General features: G+C 60.2%; 15 protein-coding genes. 13 read left to right on the top strand and 2 right to left on the bottom strand.

Annotated elements, in window-relative coordinates; genetic code table 11:
• The first annotated feature begins 2 nt into the window (after positions 1-2).
• From GC090_RS17645 to acpT, 13 genes are read left to right on the top strand one after another with little or no spacing between them, the layout of a single operon-like run.
• Entirely contained in the window at positions 3-581 is a 579-nt protein-coding gene (locus GC090_RS17645; protein ID WP_205951207.1) for a COG4648 family protein, read from the top strand.
• Complete coding sequence (locus tag GC090_RS17640; protein WP_205951208.1) at positions 581-1,942, top strand: AMP-binding protein; 1,362 nt, start codon at positions 581-583, stop codon at positions 1,940-1,942. Before GC090_RS17645 ends, GC090_RS17640 begins: the two co-directional genes overlap by 1 nt.
• The gene (locus GC090_RS17635; RefSeq protein WP_058708670.1) at positions 1,929-2,282 is read left to right on the top strand and encodes an ApeI family dehydratase; all 354 of its coding nucleotides are present in this window, start codon (positions 1,929-1,931) and stop codon (positions 2,280-2,282) included. Before GC090_RS17640 ends, GC090_RS17635 begins: the two co-directional genes overlap by 14 nt.
• Positions 2,273-3,964: a glycosyltransferase family 2 protein gene (locus GC090_RS17630; RefSeq protein WP_324020571.1), complete on the top strand. Its 1,692-nt coding sequence runs from the start codon at positions 2,273-2,275 to the stop codon at positions 3,962-3,964. The genes GC090_RS17635 and GC090_RS17630 overlap by 10 nt, the downstream gene beginning before the upstream one ends.
• A gap of 3 nt (positions 3,965-3,967) precedes the next feature.
• Positions 3,968-4,390 (top strand): acyl-CoA thioesterase, encoded by a 423-nt coding sequence (locus tag GC090_RS17625; protein WP_039338828.1) that lies wholly within the window; start codon positions 3,968-3,970, stop codon positions 4,388-4,390.
• Positions 4,387-4,992, top strand: coding sequence for a LolA family protein (locus GC090_RS17620; RefSeq protein ID WP_058708672.1), 606 nt, complete (start codon positions 4,387-4,389; stop codon positions 4,990-4,992). Before GC090_RS17625 ends, GC090_RS17620 begins: the two co-directional genes overlap by 4 nt.
• Positions 4,961-7,279, top strand: coding sequence for an ApeM family transporter (locus tag GC090_RS17615; protein ID WP_324020570.1), 2,319 nt, complete (start codon positions 4,961-4,963; stop codon positions 7,277-7,279). The genes GC090_RS17620 and GC090_RS17615 overlap by 32 nt, the downstream gene beginning before the upstream one ends.
• 44 nt (positions 7,280-7,323) lie before the next feature.
• On the top strand, positions 7,324-7,929 hold the full coding sequence (locus GC090_RS17610) for an ApeN family LolB-like membrane protein (RefSeq protein WP_324021619.1): 606 nt from the start codon (positions 7,324-7,326) through the stop codon (positions 7,927-7,929).
• Between the two features lies 1 nt (position 7,930).
• Positions 7,931-9,100, top strand: a complete 1,170-nt coding sequence (locus tag GC090_RS17605) for a beta-ketoacyl-[acyl-carrier-protein] synthase family protein (RefSeq protein ID WP_324020569.1) — start codon at positions 7,931-7,933, stop codon at positions 9,098-9,100.
• A complete protein-coding gene (locus GC090_RS17600) occupies positions 9,097-9,573 on the top strand; it encodes a hotdog family protein (protein WP_324020568.1) in 477 nt (158 codons plus the stop codon). The genes GC090_RS17605 and GC090_RS17600 overlap by 4 nt, the downstream gene beginning before the upstream one ends.
• A complete protein-coding gene (locus GC090_RS17595) occupies positions 9,570-10,301 on the top strand; it encodes a 3-ketoacyl-ACP reductase FabG2 (protein WP_058702122.1) in 732 nt (243 codons plus the stop codon). The genes GC090_RS17600 and GC090_RS17595 overlap by 4 nt, the downstream gene beginning before the upstream one ends.
• A complete protein-coding gene (locus GC090_RS17590) occupies positions 10,298-11,527 on the top strand; it encodes a beta-ketoacyl-ACP synthase (protein WP_205957240.1) in 1,230 nt (409 codons plus the stop codon). The genes GC090_RS17595 and GC090_RS17590 overlap by 4 nt, the downstream gene beginning before the upstream one ends.
• Before the next feature lies 1 nt (position 11,528).
• Entirely contained in the window at positions 11,529-12,113 is a 585-nt protein-coding gene (gene acpT / locus GC090_RS17585) for a 4'-phosphopantetheinyl transferase AcpT (RefSeq protein ID WP_039338821.1), read from the top strand.
• Positions 12,114-12,264: 151 nt separating this feature from the next.
• Here the strand turns inward: acpT and GC090_RS17580 are convergent, their stop codons facing one another.
• Positions 12,265-12,477 carry a hypothetical protein gene (locus tag GC090_RS17580; protein ID WP_033740144.1) on the bottom strand — a complete coding sequence of 71 codons (213 nt, stop codon included), beginning with the start codon at positions 12,475-12,477 and terminating at the stop codon, positions 12,265-12,267.
• 185 nt (positions 12,478-12,662) lie between these two features.
• Positions 12,663-13,091, bottom strand: coding sequence for a GNAT family N-acetyltransferase (locus GC090_RS17575; RefSeq protein WP_054634563.1), 429 nt, complete (start codon positions 13,089-13,091; stop codon positions 12,663-12,665).
• Positions 13,092-13,233 lie beyond the last annotated feature (142 nt).

Genomic DNA, 13,233 nt, shown 5'->3' with positions numbered 1-13,233 from the left:
CGATGGCCAGCAAACGCACGCTGCCCGTCGTCACGTTGCTGACAGGCTTACTGCTGGTAGCGTGGCCTTTTTTGATCAGCGTAGGGCTGGCGCATCACAGCCTGCACTGGCTGTTGCCCCTGATGGCGCTGCTGCTGCTTTCACGGCTGTATCAGAGCCGCCGTCGCGCGGGGCCGATGCGTGCGATCACCCAGACTGTCGCGGTGGCAGGCATTGCCCTGTGTGCGGCCAGCTATCTGCTGAAAACGCACCAGCTCCTGCTTTTTTACCCGGTGGTGGTGAACGGCGTCATGCTGGCGGTGTTTGGCGGATCGCTCTGGTCAGCCATGCCGCTGGTCGAGCGACTCGCCAGGGTAACGGAGCCGAATCTGCCTGAAAAGGGCGTGCGTTATACCCGGCGCGTGACGCAAATCTGGTGCCTCTTTTTTATCCTCAACGGCAGCATTGCGCTGTGGACCGCGCTGCACGGGGATGTGCGGTTATGGACGGCCTGGAACGGTATGATCGCCTATCTGCTGATGGGCACGCTGATGGCGGGCGAGTGGCTGGTACGCCGTAAGTTGATGAAACGAGAACGATAATGACGCAGACTCTTTCCCTGTCTCAGTGGCTCAGCGCCCCGCGCCCGTCTGATCTGCCCGTCGCCTGGCTGGACGACCGTACCTGGACGCTCGGCCATCTGCGCCAGGACGTTGCCCGCCTGGTTCATTTACTGCAGCAGCAGGAAGGTGACCGCTGGGCGCTGTGCTTTGAGGACAGCTATCTGTTTATTGTTGCCCTGCTGGCGACCCTGCACGCAGGCAAAACGCCGGTCATACCCGGCCACTGTCGGGCGGCGTTGCTTGACGAGCAACGTGCGTTGTTTGATGGCGTGCTGAGTGAAAAAACGTTGGGCTGGCAGGGACCGTTGCTGGTGATCAGCGCGTCCATGGCCGCCACCACAGCGACAGAGACGTTGCCGCCAATCCGCGACGATGCCGCCGTTGAACTGTTTACCTCCGGCTCCACCGGACAGCCCAAACGGGTGCGTAAGGCGGTGAAACGCCTTGATGACGAAGCGGCCTTGCTGGCGGCGCAGTTTGGTGAACGCCTGGCCGGTTGCCGGATCGTGGCTTCTGTTGTCCCGCAGCATCAGTACGGCCTGTCATTTCGTATCATGCTGCCGATGGCGCTCGGGCTGCCGCTGCATGCGGCAATGCTCTGGTACGCCGAGCAGTTAAGCGCGCTGAGTCATGATTATCGCTATGCTTTTATCAGCAGCCCGGCCTTCCTGAAACGGCTGGATCCTCAGTTGACGCCGCCACCGGTGGCGATGGTGCTGTCCGCGGGCGGCATGTTACCCTGGCAGGATGTCGTGCAGGCCGCCGAGTGGCTACAGATCTGGCCCGACGAGATCTATGGCAGTACCGAAACCGGCATTCTGGCCTGGCGTTACCGCCAGCAGGAGGCGGTGCGCTGGCAACCCTTTCAAGGCGTGCGCTTTCATCAGCAGGACGAGACATTACGTGTGTTTTCGCCGCTGATTGCGGAAGAAGAGGGCATAACGCTCGACGATATTCTGCGTTTCGAGGAAGACGGTCAGTTCAGCCTGACGGGCCGTCGTGGCCGGGTCGTGAAAATTGAAGAGAAGCGGATTTCACTCAGTGAGGTCGAACAGCGCCTGCTGAGTCTGCCGGGAGTCCGCGAGGCGGCGGCGGTGCCGGTGTTACGGCATGGACGGCAGGCCATTGGGGCGCTGCTGGTACTGGATGCAGCGGCGCGCCAGCACTGGCAGCGTGAGCCGTCGAAGCAGCAGGAGCTGGCCTGGCGGCGGGCGCTGCAGCCCTGGCTGGAGCCGGTTGCCGTGCCGCGTTACTGGCGCGTCATTGACGCGATCCCGGTTAACAGTATGAACAAGCGTGTTTATGCGCAGCTACAGGAGTGGTTTCATGAAACCCCATGAAATTGAGCGCCATCAGTCGCAGCCCGATGAGGCTGAGATTGTGTTACACCTTGATCCGTCACTGTTCTGGTTCAAAGGACATTTTGCCGTGCAGCCGCTGTTGCCCGGCGTGGCACAGATGGACTGGGTCATGCATTACGCCACCACGCTGCTGGTGCCCGGCTGGCGTTTTCACAGCATTCAGAACGTGAAGTTTCAGTCGCCGCTGCTGCCGGACAGCACCGTGACGCTCGCGCTTAGCTGGCAGGACGCGCGCCAGATGCTGAGTTTCAGCTATCAGCGTCACGCCGGTGACGCGCGCCATACCGCCAGCAGCGGTAAGATCCGGTTATGTCGCTGACCTTTTCCCCCTGCATCCTGATTCCCTGCTATAACCACGGTGCGATGATCGCCACGGTGCTGACGCGCCTGGCACCGTTCGGCCTGCCGTGCATCCTGGTCGACGACGGCAGCGATGCCGCAACCCAGACGGTGCTGGATCGGCTGGCGGCTGAAAACAGCACGCTGACGCTGGTGCGCCTGGCGGAAAACGCCGGTAAAGGGGCAGCGGTTATGCACGGGATGCAGGTCGCGGCGCAGGCCGGTTTTACCCATGCCGTGCAGGTGGATGCGGACGGGCAGCATGCGATTGAGGATATTCCTGCGCTGCTGGCGCTGGCGCAACAGCATCCCGAGGCGCTGATTTCCGGGCAGCCCGTCTATGATGCGTCAATTCCGCGCTCGCGCCTGTATGGTCGCTGGATTACCCACGTCTGGGTATGGATCGAAACGCTGTCCCTGCAGTTAAAAGACAGTATGTGCGGCTTTCGCGTGTATCCCATCGCGCCCACCTTACAGTTGGCACAGCATGCCACCCTCGGCAGGCGCATGGATTTCGATACCGAAGTGATGGTGCGGCTCTACTGGCAGGGCCATCCCAGCTACTTTGTGCCCACCCGCGTGACTTATCCTCAGGACGGCCTGTCGCATTTCGATGCCTTCAAAGATAACGTGCGCATTTCCCTGATGCACACGCGGCTGTTTTTCGGCATGTTGCCGCGGATTCCTTCCCTGTTGGGCCGCCGTTCTCCGCAGCACTGGGCGCGGCAGAAAGAGGTCAAAGGGCTGTGGGGGATGCGACTGATGCTGCTGGTCTGGCGCGTACTGGGCCGCAGGGCGTTTACGCTGTTGCTGTATCCGGTCGTCGGTGTGTACTGGCTGACAGCCACCACCGCGCGTCACGCCTCACAGCACTGGCTCGCGCGTGTGCGTGAGCAACTGCGCGTGCGGCAGAAACCGGTGCCCGCCAACCTGACCAGCTACCAACACTTCCTGCGTTTTGGTCAGGTGATGCTGGATAAGATTGCCAGCTGGCGCGGCGAGCTGCACGTTGGGCGCGATATTACCTTTGCCCCCGGCGCTGAAGCGTTGCTCGATCTGCGTAATCCGCAGGGCAAACTTCTGCTGGCCTCGCATCTGGGCGATGTGGAAGCCTGTCGGGCGCTGGCGCAACTGAACAGCAGTAAAGTCATTAATGCGCTGGTGTTCAGCGACAACGCAAAGCGTTTTAAGCAAATCATGGAAGAGATGGCCCCGCAGGCAGGCCTGAACCTGATGCCGGTGACCGATATCGGCCCGGATACCGCGATATTGCTGAAAGAAAAGCTGGATCGCGGCGAGTGGATCGCGATTGTGGGCGACCGCATTGCGGTCAACCCGCAGCGCGGCGGGGAATGGCGCATTTGCTGGAGCCGGTTTATGGGCCAACCCGCACCGTTCCCGCAGGGGCCATTTATTCTGGCGTCGATTCTGCGCTGTCCGGTCGATCTGATTTTCGCGCTGCGTCAGCAGGGCAAACTGCATATTCACTGCGAGCCGTTCGCCGATCCGCTGTTGCTGCCGCGCGACGACCGGCAAAATGCGCTGCAGCAGACTATCGATCGCTATGCTGAACGTCTTGAGCATTACGCACTCCAGTCGCCGCTCGACTGGTTTAACTTTTTCGATTTCTGGCAACTGCCGGATAGCAAAGACAAGGAGTGAAGGGTGCTTAACGATCCCCGTTTTACTGTCGATGTTGAGCTGACCATTCCCTTTCATGATGTCGATGTGATGGGCGTGGTCTGGCATGGCAACTATTTTCGCTATTTCGAGATTGCCCGTGAGGCGCTGCTAAATCAGTTTGACTATGGCTATCGCCAGATGAAAGCGTCCGGCTACGTCTGGCCGGTGGTGGATACGCGAGTGAAATACCGCCATGCCGTCACCTTTGAACAGCGTATTCGCGTGCGGGCGCGCATAGAGGAATTCGAAAACCGTCTGCGCATTGGTTATGAAATTTTCGATGCCGACAGCGGCAAACGCACCACGACGGGCTACACCATTCAGGTCGCGGTACACGAGCAAAGTCGTGAGATGTGCTTTGTCTGCCCGGCTATTCTGTTTGAACGTATGGGAGTTACGCCATGAGAGGGCTGTTGTTACTGGCGCTGTTGATCAGTCCGTTTGTCAGCGCCCTGACGCTTGATGATCTGCAGCAGCGCTTTACCGCGCAGCCGGTGATCCGCGCCCACTTTGATCAGGTGCGCACGATCAAAGATATGCCGCAGCCGCTGCGATCCGAGGGGACGATGTTGATCGCCCGCGACAAGGGCTTGCTGTGGGATCAAACCCGCCCGTTCCCGATGCAACTGTTGCTGGATGATAAACGTATGGTGCAGGTGATTAATGGTCAGCCGCCGCAGACTATCACCGCCGAGAACAATCCGCAGATGTTCCAGTTTAATCACCTGCTGCGCGCGCTGTTCCAGGCGGATCGTAAGGTGCTGGAGCAGAACTTCCGCGTCGCGTTTGCCGACAAAGGCGAGGGCCGCTGGACGCTGCGCCTGACGCCGATCACGACGCCGCTGGACAAGATTTTCACCCGCATCGATCTGGCCGGAAAAACCTTTCTGGAGCAGATCCAACTGAATGATAAGCAGGGCGATCGCACCGACATCACGCTTTCGCACCACCAACTGACACCCGCACAACTGACCGATGATGAACGCCAACGCTTTGCCGCCCAGTAAACGGCCCGCGCTGTTATGGGGCTTCGTCTGTCTGGTGATGGTGACGCTGCTCCTGACGCTACTGCCCAAAGCGCAACTGAACAGCAGTGTGCTGGCGATGCTGCCAAAGCAGGCGCTGGGCACGATTCCGCCTGCGTTGAACGACGGCTTTATGCAGCGTCTCGACAGGCAACTGGTCTGGCTGGTCAGCCCCGGTAAGCAGGCCGATCCCCAGGTTGCCCGCGACTGGCTGACGCTGTTGCAGCAATCCGGCATGCTGGCCGGGGTGAAAGGTCCGATGGATGCCGACAGTCAGCAGGCCTGGGGATCGTTTTTCTGGCAGCACCGTAACGGCATGATCGACAGCGAAACCCGTCAGCGGCTGCAAAACGGCGGCGAGGCACAGGCGCAGTGGATCCTCTCTCAGCTTTACTCCGCTTTTTCCGGCGTCAGCGGCAAAGAGTTACAAAACGATCCGCTGATGCTGATGCGCGGATCGCAGCTGGCGATGGCGAAAAATGGCCAACGGCTGCGCCTGATGGATGGCTGGCTGGTGACGCAGGACAGCCAGGGTAATTACTGGTATTTGCTGCATGGTGAGCTGGCTGGCTCATCATTTGATATGCAGCGCACGCATCAGCTGGTGCGTACGCTCGGCGCGCTGGAAAAAACGCTCAAGGCCGGGCATCCACAGGCTCAACTGTTATCGCGCGGCACGGTGTTTTACAGCGATTATGCCAGTCAGCAGGCGAAGCACGATGTCTCGACGCTGGGGCTGGCTACCGTGCTTGGCGTGCTGCTGCTCATCATGGCTGTGTTTCGCTCGCTACGGCCGATTCTGTTGTGCCTGCTCTCGATTGGTGTGGGCGCGCTGGCAGGCACCGTTGTCACGCTGCTGGTGTTTGGCGAACTGCATCTGATGACGCTGGTGATGAGCATGAGCATTATTGGTATCTCTGCCGATTACACGCTCTATTATCTCACCGAGCGCATGGTGCACGGAGCCGATGCCTCGCCCTGGCAGAGCCTGGCGAAAGTACGTAACGCACTGTTGCTGGCTCTGCTGACGACAGTAGCCGCCTATCTGATTATGATGCTCGCGCCGTTCCCGGGCATCCGCCAGATGGCGCTTTTTGCCGCAGCGGGCCTGAGTGCCGCCTGCCTGACGGTAGTGTTCTGGCATCCGTGGCTGTGCCGCGGGCTGCCTGTACGTCCGGTGCCCGCCATGGTGCTGATGCTGCGCTGGCTGGCGGCCTGGCGGCGCAACAAAAAGCTGTCGCTCGGCCTGCCGCTGGCGCTGGCACTCTTTTCGTTGGTGGGCGCTGCCCGGCTGCACGTAGATGATGATATTGCGCAGTTGCAGGCATTACCGGCTACGGTGCTGGCGCAGGAAAAAGCGATTACCGCGCTGACGGGCCAGAGCGTGGATCAAAAATGGTTTGTGATTTACGGCCAGAACGCCCAGCAAACGCTGACGCGGCTGGAAGCCTTTACGCCGGTGCTGGAGAAGGCGAAAGCGCAGGGGCTGCTGAAGGGTTACCGCACCGTGCCGCTGAATTCTCTGGCCCGTCAGGCACAGGACAGGGTGCTGTTAACCGAAGCTGCGCCGACGGTGCTCCGCGCGCTGAAGGCGGCCGGGATAACCACGGTCAATCCGGACCTGAATGCGATGCCGGTGACCGTCGCGGACTGGCTGGCCAGCCCGGCCAGCGAAGGCTGGCGGTTGCTGTGGCTGACGCTGCAGAACGGCGAGAGCGGCGTGCTGGTGCCGGTTGACGGCGTGAAAGACAGCGCGGCGCTGAATGCGCTCAGCCAGGGGACGCCCGGCGTGGCCTGGGTGGACCGCAAAAGCACCTTTGATGCGATGTTTGCTCTGTATCGCCATATCCTGACGGGATTACTGTTGGTGGCGCTGGCGGTCATCGCCTGCGGAGCCATCGCGCGCCTGGGTTGGCGCAAAGGGGCGATAAGCCTGGTGCCGTCCGTATTATCGTTGAGCTGTGGCCTGGCCGTGCTGGCGTTGAGCGGCCACGCGGTGAACCTGTTTTCGCTGCTGGCACTGGTGCTGGTGCTGGGTATTGGCATCAATTACACGCTGTTTTTCAGTAATCCACGCGGCACGCCACTGACCTCTATGCTGGCCATCACGCTGGCGATGATGACGACGTTGCTGACGCTTGGCATGCTGGTTTTCAGCGCCACCCAGGCCATCAGCAGTTTCGGGATCGTACTGGTCAGCGGGATTTTCACCGCCTGGCTGCTTGCGCCCCTGGCGATGCCGACAAAAAAAGAGAAGAAAAGACGATGAGAAACCTGACTGTGCGTTTACTGAAAACATGCGGGTCGCGTCTGATGCACACGACGCGGCCAGCACGGCCGCGCGGGGCGATCAGAAGCGGCCTGTTAGTGGCGGCCGCCCTGATTCTGGCCGGCTGCAGCCATGTCCACAAGCCGCAGGCATCGCGCCCGCAGGCCTGGCTGGCACCGGGCGCGCGCGTTACGCTGCCTGCGCCGGGGATTTCGCCGTCGGTCAGTTCGCAGCAGCTTCTCACCGGCAGTTTCAACGGTAAAACCCAGTCGCTGCTTGTAATGCTCAACGCAGATGATAAAAAGCTGACGCTGGCGGGGCTGTCATCAGTCGGCATTCGCCTGTTCCTGGTGACCTATGACCAGCAGGGCGTGCACACTGAGCAGTCGATCGTGGTGCCGCAGTTGCCGCCCGCCAGTCAGGTGCTGGCCGACGTCATGCTCAGCCACTGGCCTGTGAGCGCCTGGCTGCCGCAGTTACCTGAAGGCTGGACGCTGGTGGATAAGGGCGATAAGCGCGAACTGCGCGATGCCAGCGGCAAGTTGGTGACGGAGATTACCTATCTGAACCGGCACGGCAGGCGCGAGCCGATCAGCATCCAGCAGCATGTTTTTCACTACCACATCACCATTCAATACCTGGATGACTGACATGATCTTCATTTCGGCCGTCGGCATGATTAACGCGCTGGGCAACGATAACGACACGATCGCGGCGAACCTGACACGCGGCGTGGCGCCCGGTATGCGGGCGCGTACCGGCTGGCTGCATGACCATCCGCAGGCAGTGCTGGCGGGAGTGGAGGGCGAACTGCCCGCCATCCCGGCGGCCTTCAGCGCACACCGATCGCGCAATAATCAGCTGCTGCTGGCTGCACTGGCGCAGATTCAGCCGCAGGTGGATGACGCGATAGCCCGCTATGGCCGCGACCGGGTGGCGGTGGTGCTGGGTACCAGCACCTCCGGCCTGGATGAAGGGGACACGCACGTCAGCCGGCGGCTTAACCAGCAGCCGAGCACGGCCTGGCACTATCCACAGCAGGAACTGGGCGATCCATCGCGCTTTCTCAGCCACTGGCTGGCGCTGGATGGTCCGGCCTTTACGCTCTCGACCGCCTGCTCCTCCAGCGCCCGGGCAATGATTAGCGGGCGTCGCCTGATTGACGCGGGGCTGGCCGATGTGGCCATTGTCGGCGGCGCGGACACGCTCAGCCGGATGCCGGTTAACGGCTTTCATAGCCTGGAATCGCTGTCGCCTACGCTGTGTCAGCCCTTTGGCCGTGATCGCAGTGGCATCACGATTGGCGAAGGCGCGGCGCTGATGCTGTTAACCCGTGAACCTCAGCCGATTGCGCTGCTGGGCGTGGGCGAATCCAGCGATGCCTACCATATTTCTGCGCCGCATCCGCAGGGCGAAGGCGCTATTCGCGCCATCATGCAGGCGCTGAACGAAGCCGGTCTCACGCCAGAGCAGGTGGGCTATATCAACCTGCACGGTACCGCCACGACGCTTAACGATCAGATTGAGTCCGGCGTTGTGAATGCCTTGTTCGGCACGGCGGTACCGTGCAGTTCAACCAAACATCTGACCGGGCACACCTTAGGCGCGGCGGGCATTACGGAAGCGGCGCTCAGCATGCTGATTCTGCAGCGCGATCTGCCGCTGCCGGCCCAGGATTTCAGCCAGTCGCCGCACGATCCTGATCTGCCACTGTGCGGCATTCTCTCCCGGCCTCAGCCGCTGGAACGCCCGGTAATCCTGTCTAATTCGTTTGCTTTCGGCGGTAATAACGCCAGTATCCTGCTTGGGAAGATTTCATGAGCCATTACTTATCCCCCGCTGAGTATTTGCCACACGATGCGCCGATGCTGTTACTTGAAACGGTCAGCAGCGTGACGGCTGACAGCGCGACCTGTTGCGTCACGGTGTCGCCCCGGAGCGTACTGGCACCGTTTCTGGATGCGAACGGCCATCTGCCCGGCTGGTATGCGCTGGAGTTAATGGCCCAGACGGTGGGCGTCTGGTCGGGCTGGCATCGCCATCAGCAGGGGCAGAGCAGCATCGCCCTGGGAATGGTGCTGGGCGCACGGGAGTTAGTCTGCGCTACAGGCCGGTTGCCCGCCGATGCAGCACTGCACGTGCAGGTCAGACTGTTAATGCAGGATGCGCGCTTTGGCAGTTTCGAATGCACGATTACGGCGGATGAAGTGGTCCTGGCCACGGGCCGCGTGAACACCTTTCAACCCACCGCCGACGAACTTCATTCTTTATTTCAACAAGGAGCGTCCACATGAGTCGTTCAGTATTGGTTACCGGTGCCAGCAAAGGTATTGGTCGTGCCATCGCCTGCCAGCTGGCGGCGGACGGCTTTGTGATTGGCGTCCACTATCATCATGATGCCAGCGGCGCGCAGCAGACACTGGATGCCATTCTCGCGGCCGGTGGCGCAGGCCGTCTGCTGCAGTTTGATGTCGCGCAGCGTCAACAGTGCCGCGACGTGCTGGAGCAGGATATTGAGGCACATGGCGCCTGGTATGGCGTGGTCAGCAATGCCGGTATTGCCCGCGATGCCGCCTTCCCGGCCTTAAGCGACGATGACTGGGACAGCGTGATTCACACCAACCTGGACAGTTTTTACAACGTGATCCAGCCATGCATCATGCCGATGATCAGCGCCCGGCAGGGCGGACGCATTATTACGCTCTCCTCGGTGTCGGGCCTGATGGGCAACCGCGGTCAGGTGAACTACAGCGCCGCGAAAGCGGGCATAATTGGGGCCACTAAAGCCCTGGCGATTGAGCTGGCAAAACGCAAAATCACCGTTAACTGCATCGCGCCGGGGCTGATCGATACCGGCATGCTCGACATGGAAGAGACCGCACTGAAAGAAGCCATGTCCCTGATCCCAATGAAACGCATGGGGCAGGCGGAGGAAGTGGCCGGTCTTGCCCGCTACCTGATGTCCGATATTGCGGGCTATGTAACGCGGCAGGTGATTTCCATCAACGGAGGGATGTTATGACACGGCGTGTCGTGATTACAGGTATGGGCGGGGTCACCGCCTTTGGTGAAAACTGGCAGGACGTGTCCGCCAGGCTGCTGGCATACGAAAACGCCGTGCGCAGGATGCCGGAATGGCAGGTCTATGACGGGCTGCATACGTTGCTGGGCGCGCCCATCGACGACTTCCGGTTGCCCGAGCACTACACGCGCAAACGCATCCGCTCCATGGGCCGCGTGTCTCTGATGTCCACCCGCGCCAGCGAGCTGGCGCTGGAAGATGCAGGCCTGATCGGCGATCCCGTGCTGACCAACGGTGAAACCGGCATTGCTTATGGCTCCTCAACCGGCAGCACCGGCCCGGTGAGTGAATTCGCCACCATGCTGACGGAAAAGCACACCAACAACATTACCGGTACCACCTACGTCCAGATGATGCCGCATACCACCGCCGTGAATACCGGGCTGTTTTTCGGTTTGCGCGGTCGCGTTATCCCGACATCCAGCGCCTGTACTTCCGGCAGCCAGGCCATCGGCTATGCCTGGGAAGCGATTCGTCATGGTTACCAGACGGTGATGGTGGCCGGTGGCGCAGAAGAGCTGTGCCCTTCGGAAGCGGCGGTGTTTGATACGCTTTTTGCCACCAGTCAGCGCAACGATGCGCCGACCACCACGCCATCGCCTTTCGATGAAAAACGTGACGGCCTGGTGATTGGCGAGGGTGCGGGTACGCTGATTCTGGAAGAGCTGGAACATGCGAAAGCGCGCGGCGCGACAATCTATGGCGAGATTGTCAGCTTCACCACTAACTGTGATGCAGCCCATATAACCCAGCCGCAGCGCGAGACGATGCAAATCTGCATGGAAAAAGCGCTCGCCATGGCAGGCTTAAGTCCGCAGAACATCGGCTATATTTCCGCACACGGCACCGCCACCGATCGCGGCGATCTGGCTGAAAGTCAGGCCACCGCCGCGATTTATGGCAATCAGGTCCCGATCTCATCACTGAAAAGCTATTTCGGTCACACGCTGGGTGCCTGTGGCGCGCTGGAAGCCTGGATGAGCCTGCAAATGATGCGCGAGGGCTGGTTTGCGCCTACGCTGAATCTGACCAAACCGGACGCGAACTGCGGCGAACTGGATTATATCATGGGGCAATCCCGCAAAATTGACTGCGAGTTTTTCCAGAGCAATAACTTTGCGTTTGGTGGGATCAATACGTCCCTCATCATCAAGCGCGTTGCCTGATATGTACCAAATCTTTCTGGGCAAGATTTCTCAACTCAGTGTGGCACCGCTTGCACCCGAGCTGACCGATCAGGCACCCACAGGCGCGCGCCGTGCCAGCTGGCTTGCCGGGCGCGCGCTGCTCTCTGCGGCAATAACGCCGGTTCCCGCGATGCGGTATGGGGTGAATGGCAAACCCGCATTTGCCCCAGAGGTACAACGGGGATTCAGCCTGAGTCACAGCGGGGATGCGATTGCTCTGCTGTTCAGTGATGAAGGGGAGGTGGGCTGTGATATTGAAGTCATACGACCGCGACCTCACTGGCCGCGCCTGGCTGAAAATCTCTTCAGTCCGGGTGAGCGGGCGCAGATTGCGGCCAAACCGGTATCCCAGCAGTTAGCGGCCTTCTGGCGCATCTGGACGATCAAAGAGGCTATCATCAAGCAGCGCGGCGGGAGTGCCTGGCAGATGGCCAGCATCGACAGCACCGCACCGTCAGCGCTGTCGGTCAGCGCGCTGCAGACAGGCGAGCTGAGTCTGGCGGTCTGCACGCCAACGCCGTTTGAGTTGACGCCTGAGACAATTAAGGTGACAGGAACATTGTGACGCCTGCGTGATGCACATCGAAAAGGTCAACAGGCTTTATGCAGTTCTTTTCCCTGACAGGGAAAACGGTGCCCCGGCGCGATAAGCATGGCTGTAAGAGGGAGATACTGTTGTGAATCACAGGGCTGCTCCGTCAGCCCTGTCGCCGCTTTTAATGGCTCTGCTTACTCTCTTCGTCTTTATGCTTCTTCGCCAGGTAATGTCCTGCCGCGCAGCCCGCCACGGCACCGGCAACCGCATGGTGTTTAAGGTGCCCGGCTACGCCGCCGACCAGCGCGCCTTTCAGGCAGCCTTCTGCCTGTGCCTGAGAGGCAACCGACATTAACAGGCCAAGCGTGACCACAAAAAGGGGAAGTTTACGCATCGTTTCTTAATCCTTATCGGGAGTGCTGTGTTTACGCTGCGACAATAACCGTAATGAAGCATGAGTGGGCAAAAAAGTGCAGGGCTGTTGTACGACGGTTGTAAAAAAAGTGGATAGACCCGATGGCAAAGGTCTGGCACAACGTGTGCCTGCGATAACTGGGGTTTGCGCAGGCAACACCGGGTTCAGGGCTTGCGCATAATCCGTTGGCCATATTCATCAGTCCCCGCCGCGCGCCAGCCGTGTTTTTCATAAAAACGTTCAGCAGGGGAACCTGTGTCGGTGGTCAACATCATCGACCGGGCCTGTTGTTGTCTGAACCAGTCGGTGATGTTTTCAAGCAGTTGGCTACCTATCCCGAGCCGCTGAAACGCGGGCTTGATAAACAGGCCACCGATTAACGGATCGGGCGCATAAATACCCAGCCCGTAACCGACGTACTCGTCATCGACGTTGGCGATCCAGCCACCGCCCTGGCGGATATCGTCAAGCGCCTGCTCACGCTGCAGATAGCGGATCTGGTGAGCATGCAGCCGGTTTTCCGTCACCGAGAAGCGGATTTCATACATCTCTTTCAGATGCCGATCGGCCAGTTTTTCGTAGGTAATATGCATAGTGCCTCGCAAATCATCATTGAACCGTTGATGTCATGACCTTACCGGTTTACGCCTGAACAGCATCTCAACGCGCCGGGGCGATCGCGTACCGGTGAGGCTGACGGCAGGTTAACGCCATTCTTTGACGTTCGTCACAGCC

This window comes from Pantoea sp. JZ29, assembly GCF_035190385.1.
Taxonomy (GTDB): Bacteria; Pseudomonadota; Gammaproteobacteria; order Enterobacterales; family Enterobacteriaceae; genus Pantoea; species Pantoea stewartii.
This window is presented reverse-complemented; position numbering and strand designations above follow the sequence as displayed.